Annotated in this window: 21 protein-coding genes and 1 tRNA gene; 5 read left to right on the top strand and 17 right to left on the bottom strand. The window is 49.8% G+C overall.

Annotation, left to right across the window (positions count from 1 at the left end; all coding sequences use genetic code 11):
- Window positions 1-105 precede the first annotated feature (105 nt).
- The 4 genes from E4V70_RS06655 (at window position 106) to E4V70_RS06640 (ending at window position 2,604) form a co-directional block, all read left to right on the top strand.
- Window positions 106-936, top strand: coding sequence for a class I SAM-dependent methyltransferase (locus E4V70_RS06655; protein ID WP_122862356.1), 831 nt, complete (start codon window positions 106-108; stop codon window positions 934-936).
- 174 nt (window positions 937-1,110) lie between these two features.
- Window positions 1,111-1,198, top strand: a tRNA-Ser gene (locus E4V70_RS06650).
- Between the two features lie 57 nt (window positions 1,199-1,255).
- Entirely contained in the window at window positions 1,256-1,945 is a 690-nt protein-coding gene (locus tag E4V70_RS06645) for a metallophosphoesterase (RefSeq protein ID WP_122862355.1), read from the top strand.
- On the top strand, window positions 1,942-2,604 hold the full coding sequence (locus E4V70_RS06640) for a metallophosphoesterase family protein (RefSeq protein WP_122862354.1): 663 nt from the start codon (window positions 1,942-1,944) through the stop codon (window positions 2,602-2,604). Before E4V70_RS06645 ends, E4V70_RS06640 begins: the two co-directional genes overlap by 4 nt.
- 74 nt (window positions 2,605-2,678) lie before the next feature.
- Here E4V70_RS06640 and E4V70_RS06635 read toward each other — a convergent pair whose 3' ends face one another.
- The 14 genes from E4V70_RS06635 to panD all read right to left on the bottom strand — a co-directional run bounded on the left by E4V70_RS06635 (window position 2,679) and on the right by panD (window position 15,858).
- On the bottom strand, window positions 2,679-3,473 hold the full coding sequence (locus E4V70_RS06635; RefSeq protein ID WP_122862353.1) for an undecaprenyl-diphosphate phosphatase: 795 nt from the start codon (window positions 3,471-3,473) through the stop codon (window positions 2,679-2,681).
- A gap of 560 nt (window positions 3,474-4,033) precedes the next feature.
- Complete coding sequence (locus tag E4V70_RS06630) at window positions 4,034-4,588, bottom strand: cysteine hydrolase family protein (RefSeq protein WP_122862352.1); 555 nt, start codon at window positions 4,586-4,588, stop codon at window positions 4,034-4,036.
- Window positions 4,585-6,495, bottom strand: coding sequence for a transketolase (tkt, locus tag E4V70_RS06625; RefSeq protein ID WP_122862351.1), 1,911 nt, complete (start codon window positions 6,493-6,495; stop codon window positions 4,585-4,587). Before tkt ends, E4V70_RS06630 begins: the two co-directional genes overlap by 4 nt.
- 48 nt (window positions 6,496-6,543) lie before the next feature.
- Entirely contained in the window at window positions 6,544-7,422 is an 879-nt protein-coding gene (locus E4V70_RS06620) for a hypothetical protein (protein WP_122862350.1), read from the bottom strand.
- A 49-nt stretch (window positions 7,423-7,471) separates the two neighbouring features.
- Complete coding sequence (locus tag E4V70_RS10760; protein WP_163026445.1) at window positions 7,472-7,615, bottom strand: hypothetical protein; 144 nt, start codon at window positions 7,613-7,615, stop codon at window positions 7,472-7,474.
- A gap of 97 nt (window positions 7,616-7,712) precedes the next feature.
- Window positions 7,713-7,952, bottom strand: coding sequence for a hypothetical protein (locus E4V70_RS06615; protein ID WP_122862349.1), 240 nt, complete (start codon window positions 7,950-7,952; stop codon window positions 7,713-7,715).
- Window positions 7,953-7,967: 15 nt separating this feature from the next.
- Window positions 7,968-8,258 carry a hypothetical protein gene (locus tag E4V70_RS06610; protein WP_122862348.1) on the bottom strand — a complete coding sequence of 97 codons (291 nt, stop codon included), beginning with the start codon at window positions 8,256-8,258 and terminating at the stop codon, window positions 7,968-7,970.
- 175 nt (window positions 8,259-8,433) lie between these two features.
- On the bottom strand, window positions 8,434-9,693 hold the full coding sequence (locus E4V70_RS06605) for a hypothetical protein (RefSeq protein ID WP_122862347.1): 1,260 nt from the start codon (window positions 9,691-9,693) through the stop codon (window positions 8,434-8,436).
- Between the two features lie 158 nt (window positions 9,694-9,851).
- On the bottom strand, window positions 9,852-11,102 hold the full coding sequence (locus E4V70_RS06600) for a hypothetical protein (protein ID WP_122862346.1): 1,251 nt from the start codon (window positions 11,100-11,102) through the stop codon (window positions 9,852-9,854).
- Between the two features lie 197 nt (window positions 11,103-11,299).
- Complete coding sequence (locus tag E4V70_RS06595; protein WP_414973868.1) at window positions 11,300-12,139, bottom strand: polyprenyl synthetase family protein; 840 nt, start codon at window positions 12,137-12,139, stop codon at window positions 11,300-11,302.
- A gap of 420 nt (window positions 12,140-12,559) precedes the next feature.
- Window positions 12,560-13,783, bottom strand: coding sequence for a DUF7488 domain-containing protein (locus tag E4V70_RS06590; RefSeq protein WP_122862344.1), 1,224 nt, complete (start codon window positions 13,781-13,783; stop codon window positions 12,560-12,562).
- Complete coding sequence (locus E4V70_RS06585; RefSeq protein WP_002947064.1) at window positions 13,780-14,097, bottom strand: YbaB/EbfC family nucleoid-associated protein; 318 nt, start codon at window positions 14,095-14,097, stop codon at window positions 13,780-13,782. Before E4V70_RS06585 ends, E4V70_RS06590 begins: the two co-directional genes overlap by 4 nt.
- A 392-nt stretch (window positions 14,098-14,489) precedes the next feature.
- Window positions 14,490-15,266 carry an EFR1 family ferrodoxin gene (locus tag E4V70_RS06580; protein WP_122863128.1) on the bottom strand — a complete coding sequence of 259 codons (777 nt, stop codon included), beginning with the start codon at window positions 15,264-15,266 and terminating at the stop codon, window positions 14,490-14,492.
- A 244-nt stretch (window positions 15,267-15,510) separates the two neighbouring features.
- Window positions 15,511-15,858, bottom strand: a complete 348-nt coding sequence (panD, locus tag E4V70_RS06575) for an aspartate 1-decarboxylase (RefSeq protein ID WP_122862343.1) — start codon at window positions 15,856-15,858, stop codon at window positions 15,511-15,513.
- Window positions 15,859-15,877: 19 nt separating this feature from the next.
- Here panD and E4V70_RS10755 point away from each other — a divergent pair, with 19 nt between their 5' ends.
- The gene (locus E4V70_RS10755) at window positions 15,878-16,054 is read left to right on the top strand and encodes a hypothetical protein (RefSeq protein ID WP_163026444.1); all 177 of its coding nucleotides are present in this window, start codon (window positions 15,878-15,880) and stop codon (window positions 16,052-16,054) included.
- A 76-nt stretch (window positions 16,055-16,130) separates the two neighbouring features.
- Here the strand turns inward: E4V70_RS10755 and E4V70_RS06570 are convergent, their stop codons facing one another.
- Genes E4V70_RS06570 through E4V70_RS06560 form a run of 3 tightly spaced genes read right to left on the bottom strand, consistent with a single transcriptional unit; the run spans window position 16,131 to window position 18,214 of the window.
- Window positions 16,131-17,423, bottom strand: a complete 1,293-nt coding sequence (locus E4V70_RS06570; RefSeq protein ID WP_122862341.1) for a UDP-N-acetylmuramoyl-L-alanyl-D-glutamate--2,6-diaminopimelate ligase — start codon at window positions 17,421-17,423, stop codon at window positions 16,131-16,133.
- On the bottom strand, window positions 17,407-17,952 hold the full coding sequence (locus tag E4V70_RS06565; protein ID WP_002947079.1) for a hypothetical protein: 546 nt from the start codon (window positions 17,950-17,952) through the stop codon (window positions 17,407-17,409). The genes E4V70_RS06570 and E4V70_RS06565 overlap by 17 nt, the downstream gene beginning before the upstream one ends.
- A complete protein-coding gene (locus E4V70_RS06560; RefSeq protein ID WP_002947081.1) occupies window positions 17,945-18,214 on the bottom strand; it encodes a NifU family protein in 270 nt (89 codons plus the stop codon). Before E4V70_RS06560 ends, E4V70_RS06565 begins: the two co-directional genes overlap by 8 nt.
- Window positions 18,215-18,516: the final 302 nt, after the last annotated feature.

Here is an 18,516-nt window from a genome sequence, read left to right as displayed (position 1 = left end):
ACGACATTGCATTAACAGCGAGTTAAACGCTAAATTTTATAATCTTTTAAAGCCGTTTGCACTACAATTTCTATAAAGATTATCAAAATAAAAAGGAAAAACGAGATGGAAAAGATTGCATTTGCGGATATCGTCTCCGAAACGCTACTTATAAATTTATATTTTAGAAGCAAGGAAAACAAGGAAGTCCGCCCCATACTAAAAGACGAATTTTCAGGCGACGTCGCGAGCAGGATCGATTATGATTTCGCCAAATTTGACCGCTCGACGCTAAGCAGGGTCGGCACGGTGATACGCGCGAGATTTTTTGACGACTGCATACTTAAATTTACGCGCGAGCACCCGGCCGCCGTCATTGTTCAGGTCGGCGCCGGGCTTGATACTAGGCCTCTTAGGCTAGCTCCGCTCTGCCCCGAGGCGACCTTTTACGACCTTGACTTGCCGGACGTCATAGCTCTTCGCGACAAACTCGTGCCAAAAGCGCCACGAAACTACAGCCTACCCTGCTCGATGTTAGAAACCGCATGGATGGACGAGTTAGCCAAAAAACACGCGGGCGCGAAGTTTGTTTTCGTGCTAGAAGGCGTGTCGATGTTTTTTGAAAAGCCGATTTTTCGGGAGTTTTTCTTAAATTTGGCGGCGCGATTTAGCGGGCTGGTGCTGGTCGATCTACTCAACGACTTCGCGACAAAAATGAATACACGCAAACACGACACGCTAAAATTTATGAAAGAGGAGGTAAAAATCAAGATGGGTATCGCGGGCGCGGACGAGGTCGAGGCGTGGGATAAAGAGCGCATAAAGTGCCTGGAAATCGGCACGATGATGAATATGTACAAACACCGCTGGGGGTTAGTTGGACGCGTGATGAGCTGGATAAAACCGTTTCGCGAGGCGTGCAGGATGTTTGTTTTCGCTCTGGGTAAGCGCGGGTAAATTTGCTCAAATTTAAGCTAAATTTAGCGGCAAATTTGACTGTTTTGCGTCCTAACCCGCACCTTTATGACGCTAAAACGCTATGCGAGCTCAAATTTGACGCCGCCGCAAAACATGCTAAAGCTCAAATATAAGTTTGCGCTTATTAAATTTTAGCTATAATTCAGGCTTCATAGATGGGTGTCCGAGCGGTTGAAGGAGCACGCCTGGAACGCGTGTAAAGTGCAAGCTTTCGAGGGTTCGAATCCCTTCCCATCTGCCATAATCTTATAAAACTTAACCCGAAATTTTCCGCAAATTTAAAAATCAAGAACAAAAAATGATAAAGATAAAACATATAAACGAAGATGATTACGCGCGGATTTTCGTATTCGGCGATCTGCACGGCTGTCTCGGGCTTTTTAACCTGATGCTCAAAAAGATAAATTTGAGCAAAAAAGATCTGATAATCATCCTAGGCGACAGCTGCGACCGCGGCGAGGATACGATCGGACTTTATAAAAAGTACGCCGAGCTTATTAGAAACGGATACGCGCTGATCCACGTACTGGGAAATCACGAGAAAATGATGATGGACGGGTATTTCGGCGGCGACGCGCTAGATCATCAAATTTGGCTTAGAAACGGCGGCGATAAAACCAAAAGGTCGATCTACAAGCGAAATTTAAACAGCTTCGCGCTCTCGTGGCTCAAGGATTTTATCAGCGATATGCCCCACGTCGTAAGCTCTGGAAAAAGCATATTCGTCCACGCAGCCTTCGACGGCGGCAAAAGCGAAGAGGAACAAGACGAGGACTACGTGCTTTGGAGTATAGAGCCCTTTTGGGAGAGTAATAATACGGGCAAGCGGATATTTCACGGGCACGTCGCAAGCGAAGAAAATAGGATAACCAGACGCGAAAATAACGTCTTTTCTATGGACGTGGGAGCCGTATTTTTTAAAAGGCTAGAGATAATGGAGATAAAAAGCGGCGAGAAATTTGAAGTAGATTTAAGGGAGCAAAAATGATTTATTTTACCTCCGATTTGCATTTCGGACATAGCAATATCATGAAATTTCATCCGTGCTTTAGGCCTTTTTCTAGCGTAGAGGAGATGGACAAGGCGCTCATTCGCCTCTGGAACGAGAAAGTAAATCCCTGCGACACGGTCTATAACATAGGCGATCTAAGCTTTCACAAGGATATGCAGACCAGTATATCCATCTTTAGCAAGCTAAACGGCAAGCACGTCCTAGTACTAGGCAATCACGACGAAGCGATAAAAAAGCATAAAGACGAGCTGCTAGCCATGAAAAAGCAAGACGGCAACGCGCTGTTTGAGGAAATTTGCGAATACAAAGAGATCACCGTGCAGCACGGACAGGATAAATTTCACCTCGTGCTCTTTCACTATCCGATATCCGAGTGGAACGCAGGCCACCACGGCTCTATCCATCTCTACGGCCATATCCACGCAAATATCGCAAGCGTAAAAGGCAAGGCGCTAAACGCCGGCTACGACCTGCACGGCAAGATTTTAAGCTTTGAGGAAATTTATGATTTTGTTAAAGAGCTGCCGCCGTTTGAATATAGCGAACATAGGATGTTTAGCGAAGAAGATAGCGTAGAGAGTAGAAGCGCAAGGATAAAAGAGGTTTTAGAAAAGCTAAATTTTGATCCGTCTTAGTCAAATTTGCGCTTTAAATTTACAAAGCGAATTTGGGCCGCAAACCTCAAATTTGAGCCCAAATTTGGCTGTATTTATAAAAACATCGCAAACAAAAACACGCCCAAAATCATACGGTAGATAACAAACGGTAGCATGCTCGCGCGCGCTATCAGCGCCATAAACAGCCGCACGCACAGATATGCGCTAAGGCCGCTAACCGCCGCACCGATAGCAAGGTCGCTCCAAGCTAGCGCGTCTGGGGTTTTTATCAGTTTCACCGCCTCGAGCCCGCCTGCTAGCACGATCACGGGGATCGAGAGCAAAAACGAGAAATTCGCGCTTGCTTTGTGGCTAAAGCCAAGCATCAGCGCCGCCGTCATCGTCACGCCCGAGCGCGAAACGCCCGGTATCAGCGCAACCGCCTGCGCTAAACCCACGATGAGAGCGAGCTTGATCGTCATTTCGTATTCGGTTTTTAGGCCCGATTTTTTGTCCGCGACATAAAGCGCGATACCGAAAATTATCGTCATCGCCGCGATCACGAGCCCGTTTCTAGCGTACTGCTCGATGGCGTCGTTAAACGCTAGACCAAAAAGCCCCACCGGCACTGTCGCAAAGCCGACCGACCACACGAGCGTGCTATCGCCGACCCTCTCGCGCCGCGCGATAGACGCGAAAAAATCTCGCATAAGCCCCGCAAGTCTGTCTTTAAAATAAAAAAGTATCGCCGCGAGCGTACCTACGTGAACGGCTACGTCAAATGCTAGCCCCTGATCTGCCCAGCCAAGCAGCTTTGGCACCAGCACGAGATGTGCCGAGCTAGAGATCGGTAAAAACTCGCTAATACCCTGAACTAGGGCCAAAACGAGGATATGCGAAAGCTCCATTTTATACCTTGATTATAAAATTTTAGTCGTTTTACGCAAATTTAGCAGCGGATTTGAGATTTTTCGCCGCAATTTTAAAAGTCGTAAAGACGCGATTTTAGCAGAAAAATCATAAAATTTACTCAAATTTTAAGGCAAACGGGCGGGATAAATTTACGTTTTAGCGGAGACGAGCGGTAGTACGATATAAAGATATAAAGAGCGGGAAGCGGCGATAAATGCAAAAAGCCGAGTTGGGCGTGGGCACTACCAGACGCTCTCGCTCCTTGCGGCGCGGAGTAGCATATTTAATCACGCCTTAAATTTTCAATGGACCGCAAATTTACGTGAAATGGCCGTAAATATAGGTCTTAAGAGACTAGCGCTTGCACGAGCGGTTTTTTTGGAGGGGATAAGCGTTTGGTTTTAAATTTGAACGTTTTAGAGAAATTCTGGCAGCAAAATCTCGCAAGCGGCATGTTCGCTTAACCGCCCTAGCTTCCGAATAAATTTACGCTAGACCGCATAAATATTCTTTCACGGCTAGCCTAAAATTTAAAAAATAGCGTACCTCGGATTAATTACTCACTAAAATCCGCCAAAACCTCACCCGTACTTTTAACGTCGGCAAAGATCCCGCTCATCGCCGCCATAAACGCCTTATGCACGAGCACTGCGGGCAAATTTTCGCCGTTAGAGCTCAGATCCTTGGTCGCGCACGCATCGTGAGCCAAAACTACTTTAAGCCCCTTCCCCATCGCACTTCTCACTGTAGTATCGATACACATATGACTCATCGACCCGCAGACCAAAATTCGCTCCGCGCCGAGTCTCTCTAGCCGATCGCTTAGCTCGGTACCTAAAAAGCTATCCGGAGCGTGTTTAACAATGACGGGTTCGTGCGGTAGCGGGGCGACTAGCTCGTAAATCTGCGCGCCATGAGTATTAGGCAAGAAAAACGTCGCTCCCGCGCGGGTCGCAATGTGCTGAACGTGAAAAACAGGCAGACTTTTCCGTCTAAAAAGAGCTAAAATTTTAGCTGCGTTTTTCGCCGCTGCCTCTTGCCCTACGAGTTCGTTTGCGCCGCCCTTGAAATAATCGTTTTGGATATCGATTAAAACTAACGCCGTTTTCATGCGCGTTCGCTCGCAAATTCCGCGATCTTTTCAGGCGTGAAGCCGAAGTACTCAAACAATGCGCCCGCCTTGCCGCTCTCGCCGAAGCTCTTCATCGAGTAAATTTCACCCGCAAATTTATACCACTCCAGCGCGCTTGCGGCTTCGACGGCGATGATTTTAGTTTGCGGATCTAAAATTTTATCCACGTACTCGCGCGGCTGCTCGCAAAGCAGGTCAAAGCACGGCGCGGATACGACGTTCGCGCCGATACCGCGAGCAGCTAAAATTTCAGCCGCCTTGACGCAAAGCTCCACCTCGCTGCCGCTAGCTATTAGCGTGATTTTGGCGTTTTGCGCGCGTTTTAGCAGATACGCGCCGTTTTCTACGCTGCCAAATTCGCCTTTTTCAAGCGGAGCTAGGCCTTGGCGGCTTAGCACGAAGGCGCTTGGAGCGCGTAAATTTAACGCCGCCTTCCAGCAAAGCGCGTTTTCGTTGCCGTCGGCCGGGCGGAAGGTGTAGAAGTTTGGCATCGCGCGAAGCGTGCTAAGCTGCTCGATAGGCTGATGCGTCGGGCCGTCCTCGCCCACGCCGATACTGTCGTGCGTAAAGATAAAAAAGTGCCTAACGCTCATCAGCGAGGCGATACGCGCTGAGGGCTTTAGATAGTCGCTAAATATAAAAAACGTTGCGCTAAACGGCAAGAAAAGCCCGTATCTGGCGATTGCGTTGTTTATCGCGGCCATGGCGTGCTCGCGGATGCCGTAGTGGATGTTGCGTCCGTTAGGGAAGTCGCCCATGCCTTTTAGCTCGGTTTTGTTTGACGGCGCCAGATCCGCGCTACCGCCGATAAAGCCGGGCAGTGCTCGCGCTATCTCGTTCATGATGATGCCGTTGCTATCGCGCGTGGCTAGCTTTTTGCCGCTAAAATCAGGGAAATTTATCTTGCTAAAATCAGGATTTAGCAGCGAATTTAGCAGATTTTTACTCTCATCGCTTAAATTTTGCACTTTTTGATTCCACTGAGCTTCGGCTAGGTCGCCCTTTTCTATCGCGGCGCGGAAGCGAATCAGCACGTCCTCGTCAACGGCAAATTTACGCTCAGGATCAAAGCCTGCCGCGATTTTAGCGGCCTTTATGATCTCCTCGCCAAGCGGCGCGCCGTGGCTGTGGTGGCTACCCTCTAGCTCGCCCGCGCCCTTTGCGATGCGAGTGTTTGCGATGATGAGATACGGGCGCTCCTTCTCGGCGGCTTGCTCGAGCGCAAACTCGATCTGATCGTAGTCGTGGCCGTCGATGCGCGCGACGTCCCAGCCCTGAGCCTCGAACCTCGCCTTCACGTCCTCGCTCCAAGCGATGCTCGTATCGCCCTCGATCGTGATGTTGTTTGAGTCGTAGATCAGCACGAGGTTGTCTAGGTGCAGGTTGCCCGCGACCGCACAGGCCTCGTAGCTGATGCCCTCCTGCAAGTCTCCGTCGCCGCAAAGGCAGTAAATTTTATGATCGATGACGGCATTTTGGGGGTCGTTTAGTAGATTAGCCGCGTATTTTGCCGCCATAGCAAAGCCCACCGCATTTGCCACGCCTTGGCCTAGCGGCCCCGTCGCGACCTCAACGCCTTTAGTGTGGATCTCTGGGTGACCCGGGGTTTTAGAGCCTAGTTGGCGGAAGTTTTTTAGATCATCAAGGCTAAGATCATAGCCGCTAAGATGCAAAAAGCTATACACGAGCGAGCTTGCGTGACCGCCACTAAATACGAGCCTGTCGCGGTTTAGCCAGTTTGGATTTTTAGGATTGTGATTTAGAAATTTAGCCAGCACGACCATGACGTCGGCTAGCCCCATCGGCGCGCCAGGATGCCCGCTGTTTGCCTGCTGCACCATATCCGCGCATAAAAACCTTATCGTATCCGCCATCTTTTTTAGCATTTTTTCTCCTTAGTTTTTATGCGATTATACGCAAATTCGGCTTAAATTTTACGCTTTTAACGCCGCCGTAAAATTTAAAAACTCGGCGAAATTTTCCTTTTTCTCTTTTAGCTCAAAAGGTATCTTATGCTCTTTTTCGCCGATTATTATGGCGTCCTCTTCACCCTCTTTTACCGTTACGGGCGTGCCCCTGATCTCGTCCCACGAGCTAAAAACAGGCTCTTCCATCAGATCTCGGCTAATGAGTCCGCGCTCGTCTAGTATCACGCCGTAAGGCTTACCTAGCCCAAAAAGCGCTCTATCTAAGCTATGAAAAATCGGCGAGCTAGACTTAAAAATGCCAAGCGATTTAGATAATAATTTACTCTCGTCAAGCGGCGTTTTTAGCGCTTCGCCAAGGCCGAGCTCTAAAAGTTTATCGGAAATTTTAGCCTCGTCGCTTTGGACGCCTTCCTCAAAAATAGCGTTTAAAACCGCTTTTAGCGCTCTTTTCATCGCCGCTTTCATCTCGTCCTCGATTTCAAATTCGCATTTTTCCAGCTCTTGCCACGCGAGATTTTCCAGCTCGTTTTGCAGATACTTGTCTAGCCTAAACGCCGCCGCTACCTCATCGGCATTTGTAGCCGACGCGTCAAATTTAACCAAAAGATGCCGCTGCGTGAGCAAAAACCCTATGCTTTTTCGCCCGATCATCTGCGCATGCACGCCGATAAACGCGACCGGCTGGGCGCCGTAAAATTTAGGCGTTTTGCTATAGTCCACGCCCTTTTGCAGCCCTAGGCTTTTATCTAAAATTTGCTCTACCGCCTTTGCGAAAACCTCCTGCGCATCGTCCCAGACCGGGTGTTTAGCGCCCTTGCCGTTTAGAAATAAAACATTTTGCGTATTTTCGTCGAAAGAGAGTAAAATTTCGTCCAAACTTTTCACGTTTTCTCCTAAATTTTATTTAAAAACCATCCTCCGCCGCGCGTCAAATTTAAACGCCAAAGTCCGCTCGCATCCTATCTTTGCCCTTAGGCGTAAAATAGCAAACGACGTAGTAGAGCATTTGATCTTTACGGCCGTATTTGGTTTCGAGGCTTTCGGTAATGCTCGCAAACTCCTGCGGAGACTTGTCCAAAAAGGCGTTTTGCAGCTTCTCTGCGGCGATGTGTCGCGGGCTAAGGAGTAGATACGCCGCACCGCCCTCCTCGTTCTAGCTCGCCGCGCGTAAAATTTCATCGCCCGCGCAAATACCTCTTGCCGTCCCGCTCGCGCAGGCTCAAAAACGTCTCGTCGTCCTCGCTCGCAGCCTCGATAAAAACGTCGGTGCCCAGCAAATAGCAGACCCGCTCAAACTCGCTTTCGTACTCCAGGCCGTCAAATTTGGCCGCGAATGCGTGCACCCGCTCGTCCGCTTCGCAGCCGAACATCATTGCGTCGCTATCTGAAATTTTAACGATATAAGGCTCGTTCATGAGCTTCCTTTAAATTTAGCGCTCAAAGCCGTATTTATCGCCGTTTTTACGCGCCGCATCTTGAAGCATCGCCAGGTGCTTTATATCTTTTTTATTCTTCGGCGCGATCTTAGCAAAGTGCTCCGCCGCCCGCCGCCATAGACACAAGTCAGCGTATATTTGTGACAGCAACCTGTGTTTTTGCTCGCCGTCCTCCAGCGCGCTCGCCTCGTCTGCGAGCTCCCAAAGCGGCGCTACAAAACTTAGCCCATTGCAACTCGTCTTTGTCCGCACATAGCATTCGCTTAGCTTTTTGATATCTTGCATCTTGTTCCTTTTTGTATAAATTTGCTAGCGGCGGCGCTAAATTTGACGCCGTTTTGCGGTTATCGGCGCTAAATTTAGCGTAAATTTGACGGCGAAAAGCCGCAAATTTGAGCGGCGCGGCGCACAGAGTCAAAGGCGCGCATGGTCAAATTTGACCGCCCCAAGCTTAGTCCGCTTAGTCGCACTTGCCGTAAAACCACTCGAGCGTCTCGCTTAACTTAAACTCGTCGCCGTCTAAAAAGTACTGCTTGCTGCTTTTGATCGCGTTTTCGCCCGCGGCTACGTAGTCGCCGATGAATCCGCGATCCATGACGTCGCGCGCCAAGATGTCTGGCTCAAAGACGTTTACCGTCTTTTGCGTTTCGCGCCATTTGCCGCTCTCATCTGGCTCACGAAGCGCTGAGGATACGTTATTTCCCGCTTCGTCGTAGACGTAGACGTACTCGCGCCGTTCGCCGTCCGACGTCTCGCGATTTTTTATCAAGTTACCGCGCGCGTCGTAGCTAAGCTCGTTTTCAAACACTATCTCCCAGCGCTGCGACTCCCCCTGCCAAAACGACGATGCGGAGTATTTTTGCCGACCTTGCTCGGTCTCCTCGCGCACGTTTTTATAGCAACCGTTCCACTCGCTCTTTGCGGCGTCCCAGCGACATCTAAGATCGGTAAAACGCCTAAATTCGGGCTCTATTTTTTGCACCGTCCTCTCCTGCGGCTGCCACGCGTCCTTGCTCCACGTAAAATTTATCTCGGTGCGCGTTCCGTCTGCGGCCGTAAAGGCCGCGTGCTTTGTCTGCGGCACCCATTTGCCGCGCCATTTATAACCCTCGGAGCTCGCGTAAACGTCGCCGTTATAGCGGTATATAGATTTTTCGTACGGAGTCCATTTTTTAGCTTTGGCGCTCCACTCAAAGGTCGCTATAAGCGCGGTTTTGTGGTTTTCGTCATAAAGTCTTTTGGTTAGATAATTTGGCGTCCATTTGCCGTTTTTTAGGGTGAAATTTTGAGAGATTTCCGTCGCACCCGTTCGCTTTTCGACGGTTTTTTGACCTTGATTTAGCTTGCCGTTTTGACCGCGGGTATCAATAAAAACAAACGCGCCGTCCTTTGTCCTCTCTGTTTTTGAAAACCCTGCTTTGCGCCATTTGCCGGCTCTAAAGTCCCAATCATACTCGGTGCTGCCTATCTCGCGCTCGCCTCTTTCGTCAAATTTGACAATACTTTTCGTCCTGCGCCTGCCGTCGTCATTGATTTCGTCGTAGATTTTTTCTAGCACGCGAGTCTTCGCGTCGTAAATTTGACTCGATTCGTACTCGTAGCGCGGCACGGCGCCGTCCTGCGTTTTATAGCTCGTCTTTTTTAGGCAAATTTCGCCCGCCGCAGATAACGGCACCGTCCAAATCGTCGCAAAAATCGCTATCGTCCAAAAACGCCTCATAGCCGCTCCTTTTAAATTTGACTGCGACCGATGCGTCAAATTTGACGCGAAAGCAAAATTTGACGAGCTAAATTGACGCTCGGGCGCTCGTTAAATTTGACCAAATCCAAAGCGCCAAATTTACCGCAGTTGGGCCGCTCGCGGTCGCTAACAAAATATCATTTGACTCTTTTATACTTCCACGTCTGCTCTGAGGCGAGTTTAAATTTACCGTCCGCCGCGACGAACTGTTTAAAGCTCTTTACCGCGTATCTGCTAGGCATCTCAAAGGACATCAGCGAGCCGCCGTGTCCGACGTCGTCGGCTAATATGCGCGGATCAAAGGTCGTCTCCAGGCGCTTATTTTGCACCCATCTTTTGCCGTTTTCGTCGCTAACTAGCTCGTAGATATCCACGCTCACGTTATCGCCGCGCTCGTTGTATCCGTAGACGAACTTCTCACTGCCGTCCATCGTGTCGTATCGCTGCGTTAGCAGACGTTCGCCGCTCTTGTCATAGATGCTGCGGTTGGAGTACTCCTGCGTCCACTCTTTGCGCTCTTTATCCCACAAAAACGCCGCCGTCTCGAAGCCCGCGCCCTCTACGACCGAGACGCTTTTGCTGTTGTTTTCCCATGCGTTTTGCTCGGCGTTCCAGATGAGATTTATCGTCACGTCTTTGCCGCTAGAGGCGTCGTAGTCGTGCTTTGACATCTCGTCATAGCGCCACGCGCCGCCTTCAAATACGCTTCTTACCTGCTCGTATTTGCCCTTCACGTCGCCTGCAACCATGCCTCTTTCGCGGTTTTGCCATGCGCCGTTTTCGTAGTCCCAGCTCTCATAGCCGCGTGTCTGACCGTCCGCGCCGTAGAGTAGCTGCGTTTTTGATTTAGGCTGCCATCTTTTGCCGTCCCAGACGCTAAGCACGATGAGTTCGTTCTCGCCGTATGCGTTCTCGACGGTTTTGGTTAGCGCGGTTTTTCGCCATTTGCCTTTTACTAGCTCGTATCTGATCTCCTCGCTAGAGTTTTTTAGGTACTTTATGATGGTTTTGCTAGCATTTTCCGGCATACCGCGGATAAACGAGCTAGACTCCTGCGTGAGGACGCCTTTTTTATAATCGGCTTTGTATTCGGTCACTTTGATCCATTTTTTCGCGGTAAAATCATAGCTAAAGGCTTCATATTTCGTCATCTTGCCGTCTTTGTTATAGTAGCTGATCTCTTTGTGTTTGCCCTTTAGCCCGTCTGCGAGCTCGGAGCTGCTAACTAGCTCTAGGCGGCGAGCCTTGGCGTCGTAGCTTTGTTTGGTCTCGTAGCTAGAAGTCGGCTCCTCAAAAGTCTTTTGTGCGGTGCTAGCTAGCATGTAGTCGTACTCTTTGGCAAACGCTGCCGCACACAAAAGCGCAAGCGATAAGGCTAATTTTTTCATTATCTCTCCTTTTGATAAATTTAAAAGATTATAGCATAAAAAGGACGCCGAATTTTGCCGATTTTGCGGCGGGATCGGCACGGTTTGCGCGATAGTTTATTTATAACGCGAAGATAGCGTTTTGTAGTTAAATATAAATTTGCCGTCAAATTTAGCAACTTAAATTTGACCGTCATAAACGCAAATTTAAGCGGAATTTACCGCAAATGCTTGTCGATGAGACCCGTCACGATAGCGCGGATGCCCGCATGCACGCTGCCTAGCTCGCGCTCTATCTTTGCGATGAGTTCGTTTTTGGCCTGCACTGCGCCCTCTACGCCAAGAAGGTTGGTAAAGGAGTTTTTCGCGCCGTCGTTATGCGTCGGTTTGCCAGCCGTTTCGGCGCTTTGCGTCGCGTCGATGATGTCGTCTGCGATCTGAAACGCCAGCCCCAGATCAAGCCCGATGTCGTAGATACGCGCAGCCTCCGCCTCGTCTAGCCCCGCCACGACGCAGCCTGCTTGCAAGCTCGCCGCGATGAGGCGCGCGGTCTTGTGGATATGCAGAAATTTTAGCTCTTCAAGCCCTAGTTTTTGATTCTCGAAATAGCAATCCACCGCCTGCCCAAGCGCCATGCCGTAGATGCCCGCGTTGCGGCTTAGGATCTCGACGCATTTTATGCGCGCGTCCGCGTCCAGCGGAGCTTTTGCTATCTGATAAAAGGCGTGGGTGTTTAGCGCGTCGCCCGCTAAAATCGCCGTCACTTCGTCAAATTTGACGTGCAAGCTAGGCTGTCCGCGGCGCAGATCCGAGTCGTCCATCGCGGGCAAATCGTCGTGGATAAGCGAGTAGCTGTGCATCGTCTCAAAAGCTAGCGCGACGTGAAACGCCGCCTCTTTGCGCTCGGGACGCACCGCGGCTACGACACCTGCGACCAGCATCGCGCGAAAGTGCTTGCCGCCCGATTTTAGCGTGTATGAAAGCGCCTCGTCAAAGCACGGATGAAAGCTAGGGTTGCTTGGCAAATGTGCGCTCAAAAACGCCTTAAACTCGGCCAAAAGCGCGTCCTGATCGGCGGCGCTCGGCGCTGTTTGCCGTAAATTTGAGCCGGAAGTAAACGATGAGCTCTTGGCCGCGTTTAGCGAGATCAAATTTGCCAGGTTTTTCGGGCTTTGAGCCGGGTTTTCGGAGTTTACTTTAGATTTGGCCGCGTTTAAAATTTGAGGCTGATTTTGAGACGAGCTCGCACGCGAACTCTGCGCCGAATTTTGCACTTTGGATATCGCCCGCGACTCGCTCAAATTTAACCCTCTCGCCGTGTTTTGAACGCAAATTTGACCGTTACCCGTAGGTTTTAATTTCATCGCTAAATTTTTTTGATCTTGCATCTATTCTCCGTTTTATTTTGTCGGCTCCAAGCATAGGCTAAATTTGACGCTTCGTTTACCCGCCAAAAACGTCAAATTTACCGCCCGAACCTACCGCGCGTTGTAAAAAAAGTCAAAGCCGTTGCGTCTAAAGAGCAAATTTTGACCGCCGCCTTTAGCGAGCAGGCCCAGCGCTTCTTTACGGCTTGAGACCGTTTTTTGCCCAACTTGTATCAGCTTGTCGCCGACTCTGACGCCGAATTTCGCCGCGCCCGAGCTTGCGTCGACGCTTTTTACCGTTAGTTTCTCGTCAAATGTCATGCCGTAGAGCTTTTGCACGCTCGTGGCATCGCTGCTTTGCGGTATGGACTGAGGTTTTGCGTCGCTAGAGGCGGCCTTTTTATCCGTTTTCGTCGGCGCTTTTTGTTCTTTTTGGGCCGCGTCGTCCGAAACCGCCATGCCAAATCTCAAAACCTCGTCGCCGCGCTTGATCTCAAATTTGAGCCGCTCGCCCTTTTTAGCGAACAAAATCCTCTCGTTTAGCTCGCGCAAGCTCTCAAATTTCTCGCCGTTTACGCTCAAAATTTCGTCCCCTACCATCAGCGCCGCGCCGCGTCCGAGCGGATCGACGCTTTTTACGTAGAGTTTGCCGTCTCGCTCCTCAAAAACTGCGCCCACGTCGCCGTAGTACACGTCCTTATACGCCGCAAAGTGCCTTAGATATCGGCTAGGGACGAACTTATCCCCGCCCACGGCGATACCGCGCAGCTTGCAGCATGGATTTAGCACGGCGCCCGTGCCGTTTACGTCAAACGTGAGCACGTCCAGTTCGCCTAGCGCCTGCGCCTGCGCCTTTACGTGGCCATAGACGGTCGCGTTTAGATCGTGCGTGACGCTGACCCAGTCGCTTTTTTTCGCCGCGTTATCATCGGCCATCTTTATAGGCTCGAGTTTGGCGTCCGAAGCGACCAGATAGAGGCCCAGATACGGGTCAAATTTGACGTAGTTTTTCACGGGGATTTCGCCTTTAGGAACGGCTATTAAATTTGGCGTGATCGCGATTCCGCCGCTACCTGCGACGTTTACTATGGCGGGAAGATTTTTCTCAAAACAAGCGTTAAAATCATCCTGCGTCGGGCGCGGCGCGGCTCTAAGCGACGCGGCAAGAGCACAAATCATAAAAACCGCAAAAACCAGAGAGTAAATTTTGCGGGCTAAATTTGAGCTCAAATTTGCGCTTAAATTTACCACCGTATCGCCCCGCACGCCGCTAAAATTTAACCGTGCGAGCCCCAAAACCGCGTCCAAACGACGCGAGAAAGCTGCGCGTTTCATTGCCCTAGTCCCATGCCGGCAAACCCGCCCAGCATCCTTGACGCGGCGTTTTTGCGGTCGTCCTCGATCATCTTTAGCACGTCGTTTACGGCGCTGATGAGTAAAATCTGCAAGCTCTCCTTGTCCTCCAGCAAGCTGTCGTCGATGCTGATATCGAGCACCTCGCCCTTGCCGTTTGCCCTGACGCTAATGAGCCCGCCGCCGCTTTTTACGCTAAATTCGCGTTTTTGGCTCTCCTGCTCGATTTCTTGCGCCTTTTTTTGCGCCTCCTCGAGCATCTGTCCCATTTTTGAAAAATCGATCCCCTCAAACATAAACATCCTTTCAAATTTCGCGTTATTTTAGCCAATTTAAGCTAAATTTACTTTTTTAAGCTCTGCAATGCAAGTTTCGTTCCCGCCTTTAAAACTCGCGGCGGATACGAGCACGGATGAGTAAATTTAAGCCCGAAAAGCCGTCAAATTTGAGGATAAAGTTTTATTTTAAATAGCCTGCGCGCATTTTGATCTATTTTAGTTTAACACATACGTGCTTGCGGGGTTTTTGGCGCTGATTTTTGCAAATTTAAGAAATTTGCCCGAGATAATAGGCGAAGTAAAGCGGAACTGAAAGAGTATTTAAGGTAGTGCTAGCTAAATTTGAAGTCTTTTGACGAGTTAAAAAGCAATAAAATAAGCCAAATCAAGACCGCGCAAACGAACGCGCGTCAGATATCTTTGAGCTCCGCCGCGACCGATTTTTCCAGATTTTTCGCCTTGCCTAGGATCGTTATCGCCTTTTGCCTGCACTTGTTCACGCATCTGTAGCAAAGCGTGCAGCGCTCGCCAAATCTCGCCTTGCCGTGCGTGATTTTTATATTTTGCATCGGACAGGATCTCGCGCACTCGCCGCACCCGTTGCAGCGCGCCGGATCAAGGCTCGGTTTGCGCCTAGCGAACGGCGTTTTGTCCCAAATTTTCATCCATAACCGCTGTCCCAAAAGCCCCGCGATACGGCATAGCATGCCTAGCCCCTCTTGCGGCGGTTTACCCGCGGCAAATGCCTCCGAGGCGTGCTCTAGCTTGGCGTTTGCCTCTTTGATCAGGCGCTCGTTTTTCTGCGCCGAATAGCTAAAAATCGCCACGTCGAGGATAAACGCGGGCATTCTAATATGCGCGCCACCCGTTATCTTCGCGCCCGCCCACCTTAATATCCTAGCCGCGCAGCCCGCTCCGTCGCCGCTAAAAATCTCCATCGTAGCGATGATAAAGACGTTTTTGCCGCGGAAATTCGCGCTGTTTTCGCAAATAAACTCGCGCACGATCTGCGGCAGGTCGCTAAAGTAAACTGGATAGGCGAGGATGATGTCGTCGTGAGATTTTAACAGCTCAGCACAGGCCTCATCCTCGATCGAAACCGCAGGGATATCGCCGCCCAGACGCTCTATAAATCTCTTTACGCAATGCTTCGTGTTGCCAGTGGAGCTAAAATAAATCGCTATCATTTTGCGAATCCTTTTAAATTCAGGCGCAAAATTTTGTCCATTTTCGCCAAATTTTACCGCCCGCGGCAAATTTAACGCCAAACGGCGGCAAATTTAAATAAATTAATATTTGGCGCGTTCGCCTTCGTCCGTTTGCAAATGATCGTCGCGCCGCACTAGCCAAAATTTTACCGCAAATTTGACTCAGCGACATAAAACGTAAATTTAAACGCTCCGCCGCAAAAACGGCAAATTTGGGCGTAAATTATTTTACGATCTCGTTTTGCTCGTTTACCTGCACGATTTTTGGTTCGAAATCTCTTGCTTTTTTGGCGTTAAGAAGCGCGTAGGCCACTATAATGACGACGTCGCCGACGCAGACTTTGCGCGCGGCCGCGCCGTTTAGGCAGATCTCGCCCTTTTTGTCGCCGCGGATCACGTAGGTAGCGAAGCGCTCGCCGTTATTGACGTTTAGGATCTCGACTTTTTGGTACTCGCAAAGCCCCGCAGCCTCGATGAGCTCAGGTCCGATCGTGACCGAGCCCACGTAGTTTAGGTTGGCGTCCGTCACGCGCGCGCGGTGGATTTTGCTTGATAAAATTTCGATTTTCATCGGCAGTCCTTTGTGTTTTTTGGGAAAATTATACTATAAATTTAGCCGCAAAAAGCAACTCTATATAGCCGCGGCGATTCGTTCTTGCTTGCTTGCTGCGATAAAATTCGGAGTTAAATTTGTGATTAAATTTGATTTTAGAGGCATTTGCGCGAGCGATAAAAACTGCGATAAATTTGACGCCGCTCGGCAGTAAAATAGAAATTTAGACGCAAACAAAGGTAAATTTTACTCGAATTTACCCTTATTTCGTCGCCGTTTTGTCCGTAAATTTAGGCGCGTCCGTCCAAAAGTTCGCGCACGACCTCTTTGTCGCTAAACGGATATTTTACGCCCTTGATCTCCTGATAGGTTTCGTCGCCCTTGCCTAAAATCACCAAAATTTCATCCTGTGCGAGGCTTTCAAGCGCGTATTTTATCGCCTCTTTGCGGTTTGCGATGCATTTTACGCTCTCGTTCATCTCTAGGCTGCCGCAGATCTCATCGATGATGCTTTCTGGCTCTTCGCTTCGGGGATTGTCGCTGGTGACGACGAGTCTGTGCGCGTATTTTTGTGCTATTGCGCCCATTTTAGGGCGTTTGGTGCGATCCCTATCGCCTCCGGCGCCAAAAACCGCGACGATTTTACGATGGCGCAATGCATTTAGCACCTTTTCGATGCCGTCTGGAGTGTGTGCGAAATCCACAATCACGAGCGGTTCGCGACTCACGACCTCCATGCGCCCCTCGACGCCGTCAAATTCCGCCGCGGCGCGCGCGATCTGCTCTAGCGGTCTATCCGTCAGCGTCGCGACGCAAGAGACGGCTGCTATGAGGTTGTAGAGGTTAAATTCGCCGTGCAAATTTGAGCTTAGCGCCATTTGGCCGCGCGGGGTTTTTAGCGTCCCGCGTATGCCGCCTTCTAGCGAATACTCGACAGGCGCAAAGTCCGCGTCAGCGTGAAGAGCATATGTTAGGGCATTTGCTGGGTTAAATTTGATCCCGCCGCGGTCGTCTATGTTTATGAGCTTTGGCGCGTCGTCTGCGAAAAACTCGCTCTTTACGCGTGCGTACTCTTCAAACGTGCCGTGGTAATCGAGGTGGTCCTGGGTCAAATTCGTAAAAATTTTCATCGCAAAGGATAGGCTCTCGATGCGTTTTTGAGCGATGGCGTGCGAGCTAGCCTCCATCACGAAGTACTCGCAGCCGCGTTCGCTAGCGGCCTTTAGGTAGTTAAGCGTGCGTAAAATTTCGCTCGTCGTTAGCGCCTTGTCGTCGATGCGTTCATTGTTTATAAAAGCGCCGCGAGTACCGCACAGGCCGCATTTGTAGCCTAAATTTAACAGCGTAGCGCAGATAACCGCCGCGGTCGTGGTCTTGCCGTTCGTACCCGTAATGCCGATGATCTTGATGTTCGCGTCGATGCCCAGCAACCGCTTACACTCGGCCAAATTTATGATTTTTGCGCCCTTTGCCAGGGCATCGGCTTCAAATTTGGCGTTCGTCGCCGTTTTTACGAAATAGCAACCCGCTTCGCATTCGTTCGAGTTGTCGGTGACAAAGTCCTCTTTAACGTAAATTTTCACTTTCGGCCTTTTCGTTGATTTCGCGAGCCAGCGCGCTTAGCCGTTCGTCGCCGGCAAACATCACGGCCGCGGTCTCGATGTAGTTTAGCCCCATTTCGATGAAGTCGTTTTTGATAAGATTTTGCAAAAACTCGAGAAAATCGTCGCGGTTGTCGATCATCACGCGCGTGGAAAACATGATGTCCTCAAAGGTGCTTTTAAACCCGCCGCGCCTAACCGCATCCATAAAATCGGCGTAGCTGATGGCGTTTTGCTCCTCAAGGCTCTCATCGTCGCTAAATTTTGCCTCAAGCGCGCCCAAAATTTCCTCTAGCTCGTCCGGACTCATGCCGAGCTTATCTTTTAGCTTAAATATCTCAAAAAGCGTCATCGCCTCGTCGCGGCGAGTCTTGGCAAGCGAGCAAAGCATGATGAGAAAAAGCAGCTTTTTGTCCGGTTTTTTGTCGTAGGCGAGTGAAAAATAGCTCGCGGCGGCGTTAAATTCGCCCTTATTAAATGCTTTTAGGCCCATCTTTTTATAATCAATCAAATTTAACTTCCTCGCCGATAGGGATGTTTACGACCTCTAGCTCGGGGTGGATATCCATGCGGAGCTGGCGCTCGATGCCGTATTTTAGCGTGGTCGAGCTAGCTGCGCAACCGTGGCAGTGGCCGGTTAGACGGACGTAAATTTTGCCATTTTTGATGCCTAATAGCTCCATGCCTCCGCCGTCGTTTTCAAGCATAGGCAAAACCTTTTGCAGGCTGGCTTTTACGGGCTTTAAAAGCTCTTCATCGGTAAATGGGATCATTTTTAACCTTTTAAATTTTTGAGATATTATAGCAGATAAAATTTTAAATACGCTATGAGTTTGGCGTTTTGGCCGCTATTTTTGACTTGGATAAATTTGGAGTTTTAAGCGATTCTACATGCAAATGGGTCAAATTTAAAAGATGCTAGCAGCAGTTGAGAGCGAAAACGGCGATAAAAAAAGGATACAGCGCGCAATATAAAGCTCAAAATAGTTAGGCGCGGTTTTTGTATATTCTCAAATTACTTTCAGATGCTACAAATTCGGCATATTGTGCTTGCCATGCGATCAAAATCTTTTAG

The sequence above is a fragment of the Campylobacter showae genome (assembly GCF_900699785.1).
Classification (GTDB): domain Bacteria; phylum Campylobacterota; class Campylobacteria; order Campylobacterales; family Campylobacteraceae; genus Campylobacter_A; species Campylobacter_A showae_D.
Note: the sequence above shows the minus strand (reverse complement) of the source record. Positions and strands in the feature narration are given on the sequence as shown.